Source organism: Pseudomonas sp. PVC-5-1 (assembly GCF_057444345.1).
In genome coordinates this window covers 628,986-648,715 of sequence record NZ_CM172024.1, presented here as the reverse complement: position 1 = coordinate 648,715, position 19,730 = coordinate 628,986, and the positions used below count along the sequence as shown (strand labels likewise).

At 64.7% G+C, this 19,730-nt stretch carries 13 protein-coding genes; 5 read left to right on the top strand and 8 right to left on the bottom strand.

The features are described 5' to 3' along the window. Nucleotides 1-179: 179 nt before the first annotated feature. On the top strand, nucleotides 180-650 hold the full coding sequence (locus tag AC2T3R_RS02910) for a prepilin peptidase (RefSeq protein ID WP_013970724.1): 471 nt from the start codon (nucleotides 180-182) through the stop codon (nucleotides 648-650). A 124-nt stretch (nucleotides 651-774) separates the two neighbouring features. After that, entirely contained in the window at nucleotides 775-1,548 is a 774-nt protein-coding gene (locus tag AC2T3R_RS02905; RefSeq protein WP_410953667.1) for a response regulator, read from the top strand. Nucleotides 1,549-1,691: 143 nt separating this feature from the next. Here the strand turns inward: AC2T3R_RS02905 and AC2T3R_RS02900 are convergent, their stop codons facing one another. Beyond that, nucleotides 1,692-3,356 carry a ShlB/FhaC/HecB family hemolysin secretion/activation protein gene (locus AC2T3R_RS02900; protein ID WP_486744620.1) on the bottom strand — a complete coding sequence of 555 codons (1,665 nt, stop codon included), beginning with the start codon at nucleotides 3,354-3,356 and terminating at the stop codon, nucleotides 1,692-1,694. A gap of 225 nt (nucleotides 3,357-3,581) precedes the next feature. Further along, nucleotides 3,582-5,936: a peptidoglycan glycosyltransferase PbpC gene (gene pbpC / locus AC2T3R_RS02895; protein ID WP_410953665.1), complete on the bottom strand. Its 2,355-nt coding sequence runs from the start codon at nucleotides 5,934-5,936 to the stop codon at nucleotides 3,582-3,584. 77 nt (nucleotides 5,937-6,013) lie between these two features. On the opposite strand from pbpC, the gene AC2T3R_RS02890 reads away from it, so the two are divergent. Then, complete coding sequence (locus tag AC2T3R_RS02890) at nucleotides 6,014-6,307, top strand: hypothetical protein (RefSeq protein ID WP_025337571.1); 294 nt, start codon at nucleotides 6,014-6,016, stop codon at nucleotides 6,305-6,307. Between the two features lie 133 nt (nucleotides 6,308-6,440). Here AC2T3R_RS02890 and AC2T3R_RS02885 read toward each other — a convergent pair whose 3' ends face one another. Then, on the bottom strand, nucleotides 6,441-11,342 hold the full coding sequence (locus AC2T3R_RS02885; RefSeq protein ID WP_486744619.1) for an alpha-2-macroglobulin family protein: 4,902 nt from the start codon (nucleotides 11,340-11,342) through the stop codon (nucleotides 6,441-6,443). Between the two features lie 257 nt (nucleotides 11,343-11,599). On the opposite strand from AC2T3R_RS02885, the gene AC2T3R_RS02880 reads away from it, so the two are divergent. Next, the gene (locus AC2T3R_RS02880; protein WP_486744618.1) at nucleotides 11,600-12,937 is read left to right on the top strand and encodes an MATE family efflux transporter; all 1,338 of its coding nucleotides are present in this window, start codon (nucleotides 11,600-11,602) and stop codon (nucleotides 12,935-12,937) included. 87 nt (nucleotides 12,938-13,024) lie between these two features. Here AC2T3R_RS02880 and AC2T3R_RS02875 read toward each other — a convergent pair whose 3' ends face one another. The 5 genes from AC2T3R_RS02875 to AC2T3R_RS02855 form a co-directional block, all read right to left on the bottom strand. After that, complete coding sequence (locus AC2T3R_RS02875; protein WP_486744617.1) at nucleotides 13,025-13,480, bottom strand: REP-associated tyrosine transposase; 456 nt, start codon at nucleotides 13,478-13,480, stop codon at nucleotides 13,025-13,027. Nucleotides 13,481-13,714: 234 nt separating this feature from the next. Further along, on the bottom strand, nucleotides 13,715-15,628 hold the full coding sequence (gene speA, locus AC2T3R_RS02870; RefSeq protein ID WP_025337567.1) for an arginine decarboxylase: 1,914 nt from the start codon (nucleotides 15,626-15,628) through the stop codon (nucleotides 13,715-13,717). Nucleotides 15,629-15,779: 151 nt separating this feature from the next. Next, complete coding sequence (locus AC2T3R_RS02865) at nucleotides 15,780-16,151, bottom strand: translation initiation factor Sui1 (RefSeq protein WP_003257057.1); 372 nt, start codon at nucleotides 16,149-16,151, stop codon at nucleotides 15,780-15,782. 297 nt (nucleotides 16,152-16,448) lie between these two features. After that, the gene (locus AC2T3R_RS02860; protein WP_217190798.1) at nucleotides 16,449-16,985 is read right to left on the bottom strand and encodes an NUDIX hydrolase; all 537 of its coding nucleotides are present in this window, start codon (nucleotides 16,983-16,985) and stop codon (nucleotides 16,449-16,451) included. A gap of 2 nt (nucleotides 16,986-16,987) precedes the next feature. Beyond that, nucleotides 16,988-18,055 carry a DUF2333 family protein gene (locus AC2T3R_RS02855; RefSeq protein WP_013970713.1) on the bottom strand — a complete coding sequence of 356 codons (1,068 nt, stop codon included), beginning with the start codon at nucleotides 18,053-18,055 and terminating at the stop codon, nucleotides 16,988-16,990. Nucleotides 18,056-18,303: 248 nt separating this feature from the next. On the opposite strand from AC2T3R_RS02855, the gene AC2T3R_RS02850 reads away from it, so the two are divergent. Beyond that, a complete protein-coding gene (locus AC2T3R_RS02850; protein ID WP_486744616.1) occupies nucleotides 18,304-19,662 on the top strand; it encodes a diguanylate cyclase in 1,359 nt (452 codons plus the stop codon). Nucleotides 19,663-19,730 lie beyond the last annotated feature (68 nt).

The following is a 19,730-nucleotide window of genomic DNA, read 5'->3' as shown; positions in this document are numbered from 1 at the left end:
TACAGGGATCGCGCAAGATTTTCAACGGCACGTACCTGTGCCAGCTACGACAAAATCCATCCCGGCCACGCCTTTTTCCCTCTCCCGCTCCACTCCCCGCAGGTTCCCGTCTATCTTCACTTAAGGAAACCTGACTGACCGGGTAGATGTGTTCAACATTTGGGAAGGGCGACCTGCCAATGCAAAGCATTGTTCTCCTGCTGTGGCTTGCCTTGTGCTCCGAACAGGACGTGCGTCAACGCCAGATATCCAACATGCTCACCCTGGGTGTGGCTGCCTGCGCCCTGGCCTGGCTTTTCGCCACTGGCCGCAGCTGGATCGGCGCCGATGCCAGCGATGCCGGATGGGCGCTGGCCATCGTCATGTTGCTGACCCTGCCCGGTTACATGCTCGGCCGCTTCGGTGCCGATGACGTCAAGCTGATGGGCGCCCTGGCCCTGGCCACCAGCCCGCAATACGTACTTGGCACCTTCATCGGCGCCGGTGTCAGCGTGCTGCTGTGGCTGCTTACCCGCCGGCGCCTGTGGACGTTGCTCAACCCCAAGGTAAAAAAGCGCTTGCAGGCTTTGACCGAGGAAATGGGTGACAAGCAGGCGTTCGTCCCCTATGTGCTCACCGGTTTTCTTTTGACTGCTGTATGGATCCAGTGAGCAATCTCGTGGTCCGATGGCTGTACAGAATTTGTAACTTGTACAAATCCACTACCCCCGACTATTTTTAGTTTGCAAAGCGCTTGGCCCGGGAGCAGGACCGCGTAACGACAGGGAGTTGATCGTGTCCAGAGCATTCAGTGATGTGAAGATATTGGTGGTCGATGACCAACCAGTGATAGTCGAACAATTGTGTGAGTTTCTCGAAACCAAGGGTTACCGCTGCCTGCCGGCCCACTCCACTGACGAAGCCGTGGAACGTTACCTGGCAGACGAGGCCATTGGCGTGGTCATCTGTGACCTGCACATGCCTGGTCGTGATGGTATTGAACTGGTCCGCGAACTGAAGATACAAGGCGGGCAGCGCGCGTTCGAGGCCATCATGGTGACCGGTCGAGCGGAGAAGCAGGATGTGATCCGAGCGTTGCGCGAGGGCTTTGCCGATTACTACCAGAAACCCATGGACCTCGATGAACTGCTGGAGGGCGTACGCCGCCAGGAACAGGCCGTGCAGGAGCGCCAGCGCAGCTTCCGCGAGCTGGGCGGGTTGAGCCAGCGTCTGCAAGAGCTGGCAGAGTCGATGGACGAGCTTTACCAGGACCTGCAAAAAGCCCGGGGCCAGGGCATGCACCGGCGTGCCAGCGATGTGGACGAGAGTGAAAGCGAACTGCCAGCGGCGTTCGAGAAGCTGTCGCCACGCCAGCTGGAAGTAGCCCGCCTGGTGGGCAAGGGCCAGACCAACTACCAGATCGCTTGTGAGCTGGGCATTACCGAGAATACCGTGAAGCTGTATGTGTCGCAGGTGCTGCGCCTGACCCACATGCACAACCGCACCCAGCTGGCACTGGCACTGACACCCAGCTCGTCGCCAGTGCATCAGCGGTTTACTACCCACTAAGCAGGTAGCTTCAAGATTTTGGCGGCTGCGTTGCAGCACATCGCGACACCTGTGGGAGCGGGCGCGCCCGCGAACACCGGCGCAGCCGGTGCCATGCACCGCGTTGGATTCTTCGCGGGCGCGCCCGCTCCCACAGCGACCCCTTACATCTGAACGCCAAGCGTCAAAGTCAGCCGAGGCCCGCGGTCCAGGCTGTCCAATGCCACATCAGCCAAAGGCTTGGCCACCTCCAGCGCCACATTGAACAAGCGCCCATCGCCCAATCGCACTCCAAGCGCCGCCGAAGCCAGGTGGGCATCCTCTACAGGCCCTCGGTTATGCCATGCCTGCGCCGTGTCCAACACCACATAGGGCTGCACCAACGCCAGCCAGTTGGCGTGCATGCTGTAGTTCACCTCGTAAGCCACACCCCAGCCCTTGTCCCCGTCCGCCTGGTCGCGCGGGTAGCCACGGCCGAAACTCTGCCCGCCAAACCCCGCACGCTCGCTGCCGGGCAAGCGGTCATCACTCCAGTACATCGCACCAGACACCACCCCCTGCCAGTTACCGAGCAACCTGTCGCTCTGCAAACCGGAAAGCCGCAACCGCAGAAAATCCAGATCGTAGTCGGCATCGCTACGCGCCCCCAGATAATCCAGGCCCTGATAGACCCCGGCGCTGACGATGCGCAAACGGCCCTCTTCCACCTTGCGCCAGTCGCCCTCGAATGACAGCGCACGCACGTAGGTGTCGTAGTCCCGTGCCGATGGCAACCCATCTACCCGGTCCTCGAAGTGCTCACTGACCGAATACACCTGCCCCTGCACCACCATCCATTCATCCGGCCTGACGATCACCGGCTGGCGCAGGCCGATCGCATAGCGATCGCTGTCGCGCTTGCGGGTGATGTCACGGCCATCGTCCAGACGAATCCGCGTGCCGGGTTCGCTGCGGTAGCGCGAAGCCGACAGCAGCAGCTGGCTGCCGCCCGCGTCCAGGTACTGGCTGTAGGCCAGGCGCTGGTAATGCACCTGGTCATCCCCCGGCGGCAGCAACAGGCTGGCCTCGATCTGTTCGGCAAAGCGGGTCTGGGCGTGGCTGGTTGCCGTCAGCAGCGCCTGCGCATCGTCGCGGTTGCCATCAGCAACGATAACAGCAGCGCTGAACGGCTTGCGCTGCGCATGCACGGTCAACCGCGCAGCACCATCAGCGGTTTGCGCCACGGCCAGCTGCGGCTCTATCGTTACCCCCGGCAGGCGCTCGGCCAGGCCCAGGTAGCGCTCCAGCGTTTCTCGGGTCAGCGGGCGCTCGGTGGCAAGCCGCTCCAGCAGCTGATGCAGATAGGCGCCGGCCGGGCCGATATCGCCGTCCACGCGGTAATCACGGATATAACCTTCGACCAGCACCACATTGACCCGGCCATCGGCCACTTCCTGCGGCGGCAGGTAGGCGTACGACAACAGGTAGCCTTCCTGCCGATAGCGCTGGGTCAGGCGCGCGGTGTACTGCTGCAGCTCGCCCAACGTGGTCTGGTGCCCGATCAGCGGTTGGTAGTGTTCGCGCAGGTCGCTCAAGGGGAACACCGTGCCGCCTTCGAAGCGCACTTTATGCAGCACCAGCCGGGTATTCGCAGGCGCCCACGCGCGGCTGTCGCCATACTTCCCGGCCAGCTGCAGGTGAGCACTGACCGAACGGTAGGCGTCTATCGGCAGGTTGGCGCCGGGCAGGCGACGTTCGTACTCATGGCTGTCGAGAAAACCTGGCAAAGGCTCGGCATGGGCCGCAAGTACCCAAGGCAGCAACAACAGGGGCACGGCCAGAGGACGCATAGGGCGCTCCATGTTCCCTGGGGCTGCGTTGCAGCACTTCGCGGGCGCGCCCGCTCCCACCGAGATCGCGCTTTCCTGAACCCAGCACCAAACCTGTGGGAGCGGGCGTGCCCGCGAAGGGCCGCAAAGCGGCCCCAAATTGCTTGATTTACAGGCATCAGGGGCGCCAGCCGGTCACACCCGTTACCTGCAAGCGTAGGTGCTGCCTCGGCCCTCGTCGAACGGCTACTCGCTGACCTGGAACGCCACGCGCGCCGTCTCGCCGCTTTCATCCAGCGCGCTGATTTCGGCCTGGCCTACCTGTTGGAAGCGCACCAGCAGGCTGTCCTGGCCCTGGGTTTCGCCCAATGGCTGGCCGTTGAGGAACCACCAGCGCCGACCGCCGCCGCCCAGCGCCGACACATGCAGTTGCAACGGCTCGCTGCTGGTGGCCGGGCGGCGCAGGTTGTCGCCCGGGCGCACGCCCACGATCGAAAGCGGTGGCGCGCTGGCCGGCACATGCGGCGGGCAGGCCGGATCGATGGCCGGCAGGCGCGCCGCACGCCGCTCCACACGTGGCAGCCAAGGCTCCAGCGGGGCGGGCCATAGGGCGATATCGCGGGCCTTGGCGCCCGGGCAACTGCCATCGACGCGCAGCCCCTGGTCGTTGACCCATACGCTTTCGCGCAGGCCCAGGCCGAGTGGCTGGTCGGCGGCCTGCAGGGTTGGCGGCGTAGTGCCGTCCAAAGTCCAGGCGAAACGCTGACGCCGGCAGTTGGGGTCCTTTTTGCTCATCGGCTGGCCCAGTGGCCAACAGATCGCAGCCACGCCGACGTTCGCCGGCACCCGCTCCACCGGCACGCTGATGCCACGCTGGCTGTCACGGTTGCTCAGCAGGTCGTGCACCTGCAGCATCAGCGGCGCTGCCGAAGCCAGCCCGAATTGGCCGGGGACCGGGGTGCCATCGGGGCGGCCAATCCATACGCCGATCAGGTAGCGCGGGCCCACGCCGATCGACCAGGCATCGCGAAAGCCGTAGCTTGTGCCCGTCTTCCACGCCAGTTGCGGGCGTTGCACCAGCTCGGCATGCGGGTCGCGGTCGGGGCGCGCCTGGCCGCTGAGGATGCGCCGGATGATCCACGCCGCCCCTGGCGACAGCAGGCGCCGTTCCAGCAACGGATCCTGTGGTTGCAGGCGCACCCTCGCACTATTGCCACCCCGCGCCAGCGCAGCGTAGCCACCCACCAGGTCCTCCAGGCGGCTGCCCGCGCCACCCAGGATCAACGACAGGTTGGGCTCTGCCAGAGGCGGCAATATCAGCGGCATGCCCGCCATGCGCAGTTGCGCGGCAAAGCGTTTCGGACCATAGGCCTCCAACAGCTGCACCGCCGGCAGGTTGAGCGACAGCGCAAGCGCCGAACTGGCCGACACCGGCCCGCTGAAGCCCATGGAGAAGTTGCCGGGGCGGTAGTCGCCATAGCGTCGCGGCACATCCTGCAACAACGACTCGGAATGGATCAGGCCGTCATCCAGCGCCATACCGTAGAGGAGCGGCTTGAGGGTGGAGCCCGGCGAGCGCAACGAACGCACCATGTCGACATGCCCGAAGCGGCGCTCGTCGGCCAGGTCGATAGAACCCAGGTAGGCACGCACCGCCATCGTCTGCGCATCGACCACCAGGATGGCGGCGGAGGTGCGCTCCGGCAGCCGTGCCCGCCAGCCCAGCAGCAGGTCTTCGAGGCGCCGCTGCAGTGCGGCGTCGAGTGTGGTACGGATCAGCGGCGGGCTGTCGGCGCTGTTCAGGCGCCGGGCCAGCAACGGGGCGAGAGCCGGCTCCTGACGTGGCGCCAGTACAAGCGGCTCTTCGGCAGCCTCACGGATTTGCTGAGCCGGCCACACCTGGTATTCGGCCAGGCGTTGCAGCACCTTGTCCCGGGCGCGCTGCGCACGCTCGGGGTGACGGTCCGGGCGCAAGCGGCTGGGCGCCTGGGGCAGCACGGCCAGCAGTGCCGCTTCGGCCGGGGTCAGGTGCATGGGCGACTTGCCAAGGTAGGCCCAGCTGGCCGCCGCCACGCCCTGCAGGGTGCCGCCGAAGGGCGCGCGGTCCAGGTAGATCTGCAGGATTTCGCGCTTGGACAAGTGCCATTCCAGCTGTGCCGTGCGCCATAGTTGGCGCAGCTTGCCGGCCAGGGTGCGCTCATGCGGGTCGAGCAGGCGTGCGACCTGCATCGACAGCGTGCTGCCGCCCGACACCACACGCCCGCCACGCAGGTTCAGCCAGGCAGCGCGAGCCAGGGCCAGCGGGTTGACCCCGGGGTGGCTGTAGAACCAGCGGTCTTCGTAGGTGAGCAGCGCCTGCAGATACAGCGGCGAGACCTCGTCGGAGCTGACCGGGTAGCGCCATACACCATCGGCATCGGCAAAGCGCCACAACGGCGTGCCGTCCTCGGCCAGCACCACGCGGGCCAGGTCGTCTCCGGGCATGGGCAGCGGCCATAGGCGGTCGGCCAGCCACAACAGGCCGAACAGTACCAGCATGCCGATCACCGTGGCGCGCAACAGCCTGCCCGCACGGGTATGCGGCCGCGTTAAGCTTGGCATCGGGAACCGACCTGGCCAGGTGATGGCCAAAGGCTTGGGAACGGCAACATCGCCGATTCGTTCATCAGGAAGCAACTATGCATGTAGAAGGTTTTTTCGAGTGGCTGGGCCAGGCGCTGGGGTCGTTGATCCGCTTCATCGTCGACGCATTGAGCGGGCTGTTCAACCTGCTGGCCAGTGCCGGTGGCAATTTCATCGATGGCCTGGCGCGCACCTTGGGCATGGAGACCTCGCTTCTCAGCATCCTCGCCCTGATCATCGGGCTGGTGCTGCTGTACTCGGCAATCCGCGCGTTCATGCGCGCCTCGATCATCCTCGGGATCATCTGGCTGCTGTTGGGGTTGTGGGTGATGAGCTGGGTGATTCACTGAACAAGGCCGGGGGCCGCGTTGCGGCCCAATCGCCGGCAAGCCAGCTCCCACCTCGACCGCGTCGCCCTCAAGCCATGCTCCATCCTGTGGGAGCTGGCTTGCCGGCGATGAGGCCGGTAAAGGCGACAAAATTCTAGCGGGCTTTTACGGTCATCTCCCCTTGCCCATCCCCCACGGCCTGCAGGTTTGGCCGGTACATCGATTCAACCTGCGGCGGCGGCACGCGATAGGTGCCCGGGGTCACCGCCCGAGCCAGGTACAGCAGGTGGGTGGTGCCATAGCTGTCCAGCTTGAGCGCGGCGACGTAACGATCATCCCGATACTCCTGGTGCACCACGCTGGCGTTCTGCATCGATTCGCGCCATTCCTTCACCGCACTGCTGGCGTTTTCCAGGCTGGCGGCACTTTGCGCCAGGTTCTGGTTTTCCAGCTCCAGGCCCGCCGGTAGCAAGTCCACCACCAGCGCATCCGGCACCCGGTCTTCAGCCTTGAGCGCCAGGTGCACCAGCACCAGGTCTCCGCTGCGCAGGTTATGCAGGTCCAACGGCTGGCCATTCATGCCCAGGTACTCACGGCGGATCTGCATGCCATTGCCACCGGCCGCAGGCGCCTGGCGTGGGTAACCCGACAAGGTCAGTTGCTGGTACAGAGTTTCGCTACCTTGGTTCTGCACACTCAATGGCGAAGCCAGCAACGGGCCTTCGAGCTTCATGCCGGACTCGGCATTGTTGAACTCGCGCACTTCGCCCGCGCTGTCCAGGCGCGCCTGCCACTGGCCTTCCGGTTTGCCCAGCAGGCCACGGCCGGCCAGGAACAGCGCATTGCGCTCCTGGGTCGACAGCCAGCGGTTGGCCGCCAGCTCATCCGACAGGGCGAACAGGCGCTGGTCGACCTGGCGGCTGGCCAGGTTGCTTTCCTGCAGCAGCGCCAGGATCAGTGCCTGGTCGCGCAGGGCGCTACCATAGTCGGCCATCCAGCCTTTACCGCGGCTGATGCCCAGGCCCGCCTGCAGGGCCTGCTCGGCACGCGGCTTGTCGCCCATCTTGTCCAGCGCCACCGCCAGTTGCACAAGTGGCAGGCCAGAGCGGGCGTCGGCGCGGCGTTCGAACAAGCCGCGCAGTGCCCCCAGAGGCGCCTGCTGGCTGCGCGACAGCACCAATGCCGCATAGGCCTGCACGGCGAAGCGGGTGTGTTCGGCGTTCTCGCTGTAGTCGACTTCGATCAGGTTGCGCTCCTGCAGGTAGCGCAGCAGGCGCTCGCTGGCCTTCTTCAGCGCTTCGGCCGGCACACCATAGCCTTGGTCACGGGCGCGCAGCAGGAAGTCGGTGACATAGGCGGTCAGCCAGTATTCTTCTTCGCTGTCCGAGCTCCACAGGCCGAAGCTGCCGTTGTAGCGCTGCATGCCTAGCAGGTGCTCGATACCCATCTCGATCTTGCGCTTGCGCACATCGGCTGGCTCGCCCTTGATGCCCAGGCGCTTGAGGCTGTCGGCATCGGCGTACAGCGACGGGTAGAGGCCGCTGGTGGTCTGCTCCAGGCAACCGTAGGGGTAGGCTTCGAGGGCACGGATCTGCTCGGCCAGGTTCAGCGGTGGCCGGCTCGACAAGGCCAGGCTGGCTTCAAGCCCGGCGGGTTCGAAGGCGGCCAGGTCTGCTTCAGGCAGGGTCCATGGCTGGTCCTTCAAGGCCACGCGGTAGTGCTTGAGCATCGCCGGGTAGGCCGGGCGCACGCCCAGCGTCCACTCGCGTTCGAACGCGCCGGTCGGCTCGTTCGGCAGCTGCAGGCCAGTAACCCGCACATGTACCTTGCCCTGCCCCAGGCCACCCTGGGCCTGTACCGGGATCATCAGCGTCGAGCGCTGGCCTTCAGCCAGGGCTACGTTTTGCACGGCGTTGGCCGCCAGGCTCAGCTGCCCTTCGGTGCTGATTTCAACATTCAGATGCTGGGCACGACCAGACAGGTTGGCCAGGTCCAGCGCCAGGCTGGTACGGTCGCCACCGGCCAGGAAACGCGGCGCCGAGAGCTCGGCGATCAGCGGCGCGGCGACCACGGTCTTGCCTTCGGCCATGCCGAACTGTTCCTCGGTCCAGGCCTGGGCCATCAGCCGCAGTTCGCCATTGAAGTCGGGGATATCGACCGTGGCCTGGCCCTCGCCCTTGTCGTCCAGGGTCACCGGCAGGCTCTGCTGAGCGACGATGGTAACCGTGGTGTTGGGGCGCTTGCCACCCTTGGCCATCGCTGCGTCACCACCAAATGCCAGGCTGGCCAAGCGGCCCTGGCCGGCTTCGATCAACTGGCCGTAGATATCCAGCTGGTCAGCACCGTAAGCCTTGCGCCCGAACAGGCTGGCGAATGGGTCGGGGGTCTTGAAGTCGGTGATGTTGAGGATGCCCACGTCCACCGCCGACAACAGCACATGCACCTGTTCAGGCACGCTGCCATCGGCATTTGCAGCCTTGATCTTCACGTTCAGCGGCTGCTTCGGGCGCATTTTTTCCGGAGCCTGCAGGCTCACCGCCAGCTTGCGTTCGGCGCGGTTCAGCGGCAGGTGCAGCACGCCCACCGCGCGTTTCGGCGTGGCGTTGGCCTTGCGCTCACCCGGGCGGATCACCAGCGCGCTGATGTACAGGTCATGGCGTGCCCACTGCTTGTCCAGTTGCACATCGAACGTCTTGCCCTCGGCGGGCACGTCGATCTCCTGCCACCACAGCGGGCCATCGCTGGACTCGATCATCAGGTAGCCACTGCCGGCTGCGGGCGGGGTGACGGTGACCTTGGCGGTAGCGCCGTCGGCGTAGGCCGGTTTGTCCAGCGCCAGCTTGACCTGGTCCGGCCGCACCGCGCCGCCTTCGGCGTTGTCCTGGGCGCGATAGCCTGCCCAGAAGCGCGCGCTGGACACCAGGCCCGTCTCCGGGTCCTCCACCTCGACACGGTAAGGGCCCCATTCCACCTGGAAGCTCAGCTTGGCGGTGGAGCCAGCCTTGACGCTTACGGTCTCTTCGCTCTGGGTCAGGAACTTCTCGTTGTAGGCGTAGCTCCAGCCATCGCTCTGCGAGTAGTTCCAGTAGTAGTCGCGGCGCTCGCGCACCAGCCGCACCTTGAGGTCGTTGGCCGCCAGTTTCTTGCCGTTGCGGTCGGCCACCAGGAACTCGAACTCCACCGGCCCGTCACTGTCGGTTTCCTCGCCGTCGAACAGGCCACGCAGGCCTGGCAGGCGCTCGGCCGGCCAGATGGGTTGTTCCAGGCGGCGGGTAATCGGCCGGCCACCGGACTCCTGCAGGCTGGCCTGCACGGTCAGTTGCAGCGGCGAGCGGGCTTCGGCCCAGCGGCTTTCGATATCGACCACGGCCTTGCCGGCCTGGTCAAGGGTGACTTCGTCCAGCTCCAGGTCCTGGTTCAGCTCGGTTTCGGTGACCGAGCCGAACTGGTAGCCAGGCAGCGCCGGTACCGCCTCGCGCAGCGGGCGAACATAGGCCTGGCCGCTCAGGCGGTTGCCGGCAGCCGGGGCGCCGTAAAGGTAACGGCCATTGACCTGGATACGCGCATCCTGATCCGGAGACAACGGTTTGCTGCTGCCTTTGAGTTCCAGCGCCAGGCGCTCGGGCAGGAAGTCTTCGACGAGAAATTCATACACCTGCTTGCGCCCGCCGCCCAGGTCGAGCAGCAGTTGCCAGCGGCCAGTCGGGGCCTCGCTGGCCAGCTGCAGCTGGTACTGGTACAGGCCATTGCCGTCGGCTTCCCAGACGAACTTGCGGCTGACCTGCTCATCCGGGCGACGCACTTCCACGCTCACTGGCTGCGCCTTGACCGGCTTGCCGTCCTGGTCGCGCAGCAGGCCGTTGAGCAACACCGTTTCACCGGGGCGATACAGGTCACGCGGGCCGAAGATGAAGAACTGCAGCGGGTTGGCCTGCGGGCCGGTGATGTCGAACTCGGCCAGGTCCAGCGCCGCGCTGCTCAGGCGCAGCAGGGTGGTGTGCACGCCCTGGGTGGCGATCAGGGTGTCGGCCTTGGGCGTGATCGGCAGCTGGGCGTGGCCATCGCTGTCGGTGCTGGCCTGAGCCAGCAGCTTGCCCTTGTCGTCATGGATTTCCAGGTTGACGCCGTTCATCGCCTTGCCACCTTCCAGGGCCTGGGCGAACACATCGAGGCGGTCACGGTAGCGATGCGCGGACACACCGATGTCGCTGAGAGTGAACAGGGTCGCTGGTTGCGAGTAGTCGTAAGTGCCCGAGGCTCGCATCACCGCCAGGTACACGCCTGGCTCCTGCAGCGGCTTGATGCCGGCGATCGGCAGCAGCACGGTCTCGCGGGTGTTGCGTGCGGGGTTGAGGTCGAAGCGGCCGCTGTAGACCAGATCGGCCATGTCCAGGGTTTCCTTGGACTGGTAGTAGTAAAGGCTGCTGTTGCGCCCCCAGTTGACCAGGAAGGTCGAGAGCATGTCCGGCTTCACGCGGAAGAACTCGACATCGACCTTGTCGACGTTGAGGGCGATCACCGGCAGGCCCTCGGCCAGGCGCGTGGGCAGCAGCGAACCGCGGCTGGCGAAGCCGATGGTCGGCTGCATGTCGCGGGTTTCCAGGCGGCTGATCGACTCGCTGTCCAGTTGCTTGCCATTGACCGCCAGCAGGCCCTTGTCGACGGTCAGCACCAGCTTGCGCTGCGGCTCCAGATGGCGCAGACGCAGCTCCATCTGGTTGTCGGACAGTTCCCAGGCGCCGTCGAGCTTGCCTTTGACGGTGTCGACCAGGTGCACTTTGCTGGCGAAGTCCTGCTTGGCATCCAGCGGCGCGGAGAAGCTGATCGACAGCGTCGCGGCGCCATCGAGCTGCACCTCGGAAACATCCAGCACCGTCAGCTCGCGGCCCTCGTAGCGTTTGGCGAGTACGGCAGGGTCTTCGCGTTGGGGTGCCGGGGTGGCGGCGGGCGCAGTGGCCGCCGGCTTTTCGGATGGCGCCGGCTTGTCCGGCGTCGAAGAGTCACAGGCACTGAGCAAAGCCAGCGCGCAGGCCAGCAACAATCCTTTGTTGAACATGGAGTAGAACTCTTTGGCAGCGTGTACGTGAGGGCAGCAACTATAGCGCAATGGCGGGTGCAGTACCTGGCGTTGCGCGCATTGGTTGCCAGGCCGTTACACTGTGCCATTCGTTAAAAGGAGGGCCGCTTCGCGCCCCTTCGCGGGCCTGCCCGCTCCCACAGGTTCGGCGCCGGCCGCAAGAACAACACTATCCTGTGGGAGCGGGCGTGCCCGCGAAGGGGCGCGCTGCGGCCCCAGGGTCCCATGGAATGCAAATGTCCCAACTCTCCACCGACTGGCAGCACCGCCCCACCCACCACAAGGTCTGGGCCCTGGCCGCGCCGATGATCCTGTCCAACATCTCCGTGCCGCTGGTAGCCCTGGTCGACAGCACGGTCATCGGCCACCTCCCCCACGCCCACCAGTTGGGTGCCGTAGCCGTGGGCGCCACGCTGTTCACCTTCATGGTCGGCCTGATGGGCTTCCTGCGCATGGGCTCCACCGGCTTCGCCGCCCAGGCCGCCGGCCGAGGCGACGGGGCAGCGTTGCGCCAGGTACTGGTACAAGGGCTGTTGCTGGCGGTCGGCTTCGCCCTGCTGATCGGCCTGCTGGCACTGCCCTTCAGCCAGCTGGCGCTGCACGCGATGGAACCCAGCGCGGCCCTGCAGCAAGCCACCGAAGACTTCTTCCATACCCGCCTGCTCGGCCTGCCCGCGGCACTGGCCAGCTACGCCCTGGTCGGCTGGTTCCTCGGCACCCAGAACGCCAGGGCGCCACTGGCCATCCTGCTGACCACCAACCTGCTGAACATCGCCTTGAACCTGTGGTTCGTGCTTGGCCTGGACTGGGGCGTGCTGGGTTCGGCGCGGGCGTCGGTGATCGCCGAATGGAGTGCCGCCCTGCTCGGCCTGGCCCTGACCCGCCCGGCCCTGCGCGCCTACCCGGGGCAGATCGTGTGGGCGGCGCTCAAGCGCTGGCAGGCCTGGCGGCCGCTGCTGGCGGTGAACCGCGACATCTTCCTGCGCAGCCTGGCGCTGCAACTGGTGTTCCTGCTGATCACCGTGCAAGGCGCTCGTCTGGGCGAAGCCACTGTGGCGGCCAATGCCCTGCTGCTCAACGGCCTGCTGCTGACTGCCTATGCGCTTGACGGGTTGGCGCACGCGGTAGAGGCCTTGTGCGGCCATGCCATTGGCGCCCGCGACCGCGACACATTGCGCCGCTCGCTGGTGGTGGCCTGTGGCTGGTCGCAGATCACCAGTCTGGGGTTTGCCGGGTTGTTCCTGCTGGGCGGGCACCTGTTCATCGATTTGCAGACCGACATCGAGAGTGTGCGGGCAGCGGCTTATCCGTACCTGCCGTACCTGGCATTGCTGCCGTTGATTGCGGTGTGGAGTTATTTGCTGGATGGCTTGTTCATAGGCGCGACCCGGGCGCGGGAGATGCGTAATGCGATGTTGGTTTCGGTGGTGATTGCGCTGCCCTTGGGGGTGCTCATGAGTGGGTTTGGCAACCATGGGTTGTGGTTGGCGTTTCTCGGGTTCATGGGGTTGCGGGCGGTGACGTTGGGGTGGGTGGGATGGCGGTTGCAGGAAAAAGGTGAGTGGATTCAGTAATGCCGGGGCCGCTTTGCGGCCCATCGCGACGCAAGGCCGCTCCTACATGGATTGTGGGACGGCCTGGTATCGCGATCACCTGCGGATTCACAGCCACACACAATCCCAATGTGGATAATCACCAGCCCGCCGCACCAGGCTAGCCCGAATGGGATTGGCTATGATGTAGCGGGCAGCGGCCTTTACATCCTCCTCCTTGCGCAGCGCCCGGTCGTAAAAGCCGGGTTGCCAGATGTGCTGTCGCTCGGCACCTGTACGGTAGAGCGCGCAACTGCTTCGCGACTTGAAGGCACACATGAGTTTGCCCAGGCTGGTCGGGCCGAGCTCGATCAGCCAGTGCAAATGGTCCGGCATCAAGACCCAGGCCAGCGAACGGCAACTCCCCTCTCGATCACTCAGCCGCAATTGCTGAATGGCCGAACGCGCAAACCAGAGGTTCTCGAACAACGGGAGGCGATGGCGTGTGATGGTGGTTAGCAGGTAGAGCCGGCCTGGCTCTGAAAAGCGCCCTTGGCGCAAGCGATGGTTGCCGTGACGATCCATGTCGACTTCCTTTGAACATTGCATTCACAGGATAGGCATGGCGATCAAATGCATCGCCGGTGGATCATTACCGAGTATGACGCGGTGAGGGCTGCGCCCTCAGATCGCGACACAAGGCCGCTCCTACAACAGCTCGCGCCGCGATTTCCCGCGAAACCGCAATTCCATGTGGTTTCGCGGTCCCCTGTAGGAGCGGCCTTGTGTCGCGATGGGCCGCAAAGCGGCCCCCGAGGATCACGACGACAGGTACGAAGACCGAGTCAGACCAAGGCGCAAAGCATCCAGGAACTGAGTCCGCTCCCGCGCAGTGATCTTGGCGCTGGCCACCTTGTCACGGTAATGCGTCATCAACTCCTCCGGCGACAGGTGCACATAGCGCAGCATGTCTTCGATGGTGTCGTGGGTCTCGATACCGGCGTGGTACACGCTACCGTCGGCGTTCTGGTAGATGTTCACCGAGTCGGTGTCACCGAACAGGTTGTGCATGTCACCGAGGATTTCCTGGTAAGCACCGACCAGGAACACACCCAGCAAGTAGTCCTCGCCCTCCTTCACCGCATGCACCGGCATGCTGGTCTCGATGCTCTGCTCGTCGACGTACTGGTTGATCTTGCCGTCGGAGTCGCAGGTCAGGTCCTGCAGCACGGCACGACGCATCGGCTCTTCGTCCAGGCGGTGCAGCGGGATGATCGGCAGTACCTGGCCGATGGCCCAGGTGTCCGGCAGGCTCTGGAACACCGAGAAGTTGCAGATGTACTTGTCGGCCAGCTTGTCGTTCAGCTCGTCCAGCACCTGGCGGTGCGAGCGCTGGCGGGCTTTCAGCGAGTTGTGCAGGCGGCGGCACACGGCAAAGTAGCACTGTTCGGCCAGGGCCTTCTCGGCCAGGCTGATCTTGCCATCGGCATACTGCGCAGCCACGTCACCCATGTAGTGGGTGGCGCGCCAGTAGGTCTCGGTCACCATCTCGATGTCGGTCGGGCCGAGCAGGTCGACCAGCCACTGCACGGTCTCGGGCAGGGCTTCCTTGTTCTCGATGGTCGGCACGTCGTCGTTGTGCTTCTCGACGTCGGTCACCTGGATCACCAGCATGGCGTGGTGCGCGGTCAGCGAACGGCCGCTCTCGGAGAAGATGTGCGGGTGCGGCAGGCCCTGCGCGTCGCAGAATTCCTTGAGCATGCCCACAACAACGCCGGCGTAGTCGTCCATGTCGTAGTTGATCGAGCTGGCATTGCGCGAATGGGTACCGTCGTAGTCCACGCCCAGACCACCGCCAACGTCGATATGGTCGACCGGCAGGCCCAGCGCACGCAGCTCACCGTAGTAACGGATGGCTTCCTTGAAGCCGTGTTGGTAGTCCGCCAGGTTGGCGATCTGCGAGCCCATGTGGAAGTGAAGCAGGCGGATACCTTGGTCCAGACCGGCATCGCGGAAGCGCTGTACCACCGAAATCAGCTGGGCGGCGGACAAGCCGAACTTGGACTTCTCGCCACCGGTGTCGGCCCACTTGCTCGAGGCCAGCGACGACAGGCGCACGCGCAGGCCGACTTGCGGCTTGACCTTGAGCTCGGCGGCCTCGTCGATCACCAGAGCCACTTCCGACTCTTTCTCGATGACGATGAACACGTTGTGGCCGAGCTTCTGGCCCATCAGCGCCAGGCGGATGAACTCGCGGTCCTTGTAGCCGTTGCAGACGATGGTGCCACCCTTCGGCGCCAGCGCCAGCACAGCCAGCAGCTCAGGCTTGGAGCCGGCTTCCAGGCCAATGGAGACGTTCTGCGTGGCGATGATGTTTTCCACCACCGCTTCCTGCTGGTTGACCTTGATCGGGTACAGCGCGGTGTACTTGCTCTGGTATTCCAGGCGCGCGATGTTGGCATCGAAGGCGCCGGTCAGCTGGCGCACGCGGTCCTGCAGAATGTCGGGGAAGCGCACCAGCAATGGCAGCGACAGGCCGCTCTGGCGCAATTCGTCGACCTGTTCGAACAGGTCGATCGGTGCGCTTTTCGGGCCGTTGGGGCGTACTTCGACGCGCCCGGCTTCATTGATGGCGAAATAACCAGCGCCCCAATGGCGGATGCCATAAACACTGCGGCTGTCGGCCACGGTCCATTGGCTACCATCGTCTTTGCGTGTGCGTCGTACGGACATTCAAGTCCCCTATAGATAAGTCGAAGACACTGCCCCGCAAGGAGGCGGGCGCAGTGTAAAAGCCAAAAATGACGATTCGTCCGTGCCCTGGATAGACCCTGGTCACGGCAACGAGTTTAGAAAGCACTGGGCAAAAAATCGCGTGGCCGCATCAGCCGCCGGATTTTTTCGCCTTGAAGCCCTGCTTGGTCAGCTCACCGATCAGCAGTTCGACATGGTCGCCCTGGATTTCGATGACCCCATCCTTCAGGGCGCCACCGGTACCGCAGCGGCGCTTGAGGGTAGAGGCCAGCTCCTTGAGCTGATCGAGCGGCAGCGGCACGCCGGTGACGGTGGTCACGGTCTTGCCGCCGCGGCCTTTGCTTTCGCGGCGCACACGGGCAATGCCATCGCCTTCGGGGATGACCTGCTGCTTGCAGGTACAGGCATCCACCGGCTGGCTACAGTCGGGGCAGTGCCGACCGGTGTCGGTGGAGTAAACGAGACCGCCAAGGGCGGCGAAGGAAGAAGCTTTCTTGGCCACTTTTGTTCCTCTGTGCTGAGGACAAAAACTGGTCGGCCCCAGGGGGTTGAGCCCGACCGCGAAGCCCCACTCTGGCAGGGGCGGCGCTACTGCCGCAAGACCTGCGGCAGCCCGAAAAGGGCGCGCAGTGTAACGATAAATCCAGCTGTTGCTAAGTACTGGAATGCGGCATTTTGCGAATGTTTTGCGACTATTCGCGGGCACGCCCGCTCCCACAGGCCCGACGCCGCTCTCGAACATTGCACTGTCCCTGTAGGAGCGGGCGTGCCCGCGAAAGGGCCGGCACTGCCAAAACAACTATCCCAGGCTGGCTTTATAGCGCTGCAACGCCGCCAACGAGTCCGGGCAATACGGCTTGGTCAGGCTTTCTTGCTCAGCCTGCTCCAGGCCAATGAACCGCGCCTCGATCACCTCTTCCGGCTGTAACCGCAACGGCGCATCCGACACCGCCGAATACACCGCACACCACAAGTGGTTATCCGGCTGGTCAAAGTAGAACCGCTCATGAAAACGCAGCTCCACACCGTCGATCCCCAGCTCCTCGGCCAGCTCCCGCGCCGCCGAATCGGCATACGCCTCCCCGGCCGTCACCATGCCGCCTGCCGCCACATCCCAGTAACCCGGGTACAGCGCCTTGCTCAGGGTGCGCCGGTGCACACACAGTTCACCGGCACTGTTGAACAGCAGAATGAACGTGCAACGCCCTATCAGGCCGCGCTCGCGCAGTTCGGCCCGGGGCAAGGCACCCAGCACCCGGTCGGCTTCATCCACCCAGGTGACCAGTTCTCGGTCGGAAGCCGCCCGGTGGGCGGCCTCGTTCGGGCTGATCGCCATCATCAACCCTGCGACAGCAGCTGACGCAGGTCGATGACCGCCGCGTTGGCCCGGGAAATGTAGTTGGCCATGACCAGTGAGTGGTTGGCCCACATGCCGAAGCCGCTGCCGTTGAGCACCATCGGGCTCCACAGGGCTTCCTGCGAGGCTTCCAGCTCACGGATGATCTGGCGCACGCTGACCGTGGCGTTCTTCTTCGCCAGCACGTCGGCAAAGTCCACCTCGATGGCGCGCAGCAGGTGCGACAGCGCCCAGGCCTGGCCACGAGCTTCGTAGAACACGTTGTCGATCTGCAGCCATGGGGTTTCCACCAGCTCCTCGTCCACCTGCGGCGCCTGGCCGGCGACCAGCGACTCGGTCTTCAGCGTGGTGTTGAGCTTGACCCGGCCAACGCTGGCCGACAGGCGCTGCGACAGCGAGCCCAGGCGGGTGGCCACGTCACCCAGCCAGTTGTTCAGGTTGTCGGCACGGGTATAGAAGATTGCGCCCTTGTCGCCGGCAGCCAGACGGGTCTGGTAGCGGGTAAGCGACTTGATGCCCTCTTCGAACTCCGACTCGCTCGACGGCAGGATCCAGCTCTTGTTGTCGAAGTTGAAACGCGGCTCGGCCTTGGCCAGGTCGGCGTCTTCGGTCGACTGCGACTGCGAACGGGCGAAGTCCTTGCGCAAGGCACGGGACAGGTCGCGCACCTGGACCAGCACGCCATATTCCCAGCTCGGCATGTTGTCCATCCACAGCCCGGGCGGGAAGCGGTCGTTGGAAATGTAGCCACCAGGCTTGTTCAGCAAGGTGCCGGCCACGGTCTTGAGGGTTTCGATAGTGGTGTAGCCCACCACCATCTGCTGGCCGGTACGCTCGGCTGCGGCCTGGGCGTTCTGCTGCACCGGGAACAGCTCCGGCTCCTGGCTCCAGTACCAGCCCAGGCCGATGCACACCAGCAGGTACAACCCGATCAGGGTCCCCAGGGCACGGCTCCAGAGGCCGCCAAGATAGCTACGGGCGGCGGCGCCACGGCCGTCGACACGCTCGCGGGGCTCGGCTTTGGCCTCGCGGTTTTTCCAGTCCAGCATGGCTTTGTCCTTAATCAGTCACGACGGTTCAGGGGCTTGGACCACAGGCCTACGCCAGGGTGCCACGGCAAGCCCGCGTGGCAGCACTATAAAGCAGACACCGCCTTACGCATAAGCGACCAATCGGTCAGCAACTGAATATTCGTTCTGGCCGCTTTGTTGACGCAGGGCACTCACGCACCTGAAAAGAACTGCTAGCATAGAGCCATCATTGCCCCTGCACACCCCAACCTACAAGTAGCCAGGACATGAGCCAAGCAGCCGAGCCGAGCCCGCTGTGCCCCGCCCAACAGCTGACGCGTAGCGGCCTGCGCAAGGACGACCCGCTCGATCAGGTGCTGCTGCCGCCCCTGCGCAAGCCGGTGTACATCCTGCTGCAGGACCACGAGCGCGCCCAGCGCCTGGCCCAGCAACTGGAATTCTTTGGCCTGGTGGTGCAGGCGCTTGCCAGCGCCGCGGCGTTTCAGGCCTCGATCAGCGAATACCCGCCCTCGGCCATCATCATGGATGTCGACTTCAACGGTGCCGGCCAAGGCCTGCTGTTGGCTGCCCAGATGCATCAGGGGCTGGCCCGACATATACCGCTGCTGTTCTTCAGCCATCACGAAACCGACACCCCGACCCGCCTGGCCGCCGTGCGCGCCGGTGGCCAGGACTTCCTTACCGGCACCCTGGAAGCCTCCAGCCTGTTGGAAAAGGTCGAACTGCTGACCAATGCAACCCAGCACGACCCGTTGCGCGTACTGGTCATCGACGACTCACGCACCCAGGCGCTGTACACCGAGCGCGTGCTGGCCAGCGCCGGCATGATCACCCGCAGCCTGACCGACCCGATCCGCACCATGGCCGAGCTGGCTGACTTCCAGCCCGACCTGATCATCCTCGACCTGTACATGCCGGCCTGCACCGGCCCCGAACTGGCCAAGGTGATCCGCCACAGCGACCGTTATGTGAGTGTGCCGATCATCTATCTGTCTGCCGAGGACGACCTGGACAAGCAGCTGGATGCCATGAGCGAAGGCGGTGATGACTTCCTGACCAAGCCGTTTCGCTCACGCCACCTGATCACCACCGTGCGCAACCGCGCCGCCCGCGCCCGGCACCTGAAGGCGCGCATGGTGCGCGACAGCCTGACCGGGTTGTACAACCACACCCACATCCTGCAATTGCTGGAAGACTGCAGCTTCCGCGCCCGTCGCGAGCAGCTGCCGTTGTGCTTTGCCATGCTCGACATCGACCACTTCAAGAAGATCAACGACCGCCACGGCCACCCCATGGGCGACCGGGTGATCAAGAGCCTGGCGCTGTTTCTCAAGCAGCGCTTGCGCAAGACCGATTTCATTGGCCGTTACGGCGGTGAAGAGTTCGCCATTGTGATGCCCAATACTGCACTGGACGCGGCGCACAAGGTGCTGGACGAAATCCGCCGGCGCTTTGCCGAGATCCTCTACCCGGCGCAGCCACGGGACTTGCAGTGCACCTTCAGTGCAGGGGTGGTGCAGTTGGATGAGGGGCTGGATGCGCTGACCATGGCCAGTGCGGCGGACGAGGCGCTGTATCGGGCCAAGCATGCCGGGCGTAATTGTGTGGTGCGTGTAGAGCCCTGAGTTCTTCATCGCCTGTACCGGCCTATTCGCGGGCTTGCCCGCTCCCACAGGGATTGCGCTGCGTTCAG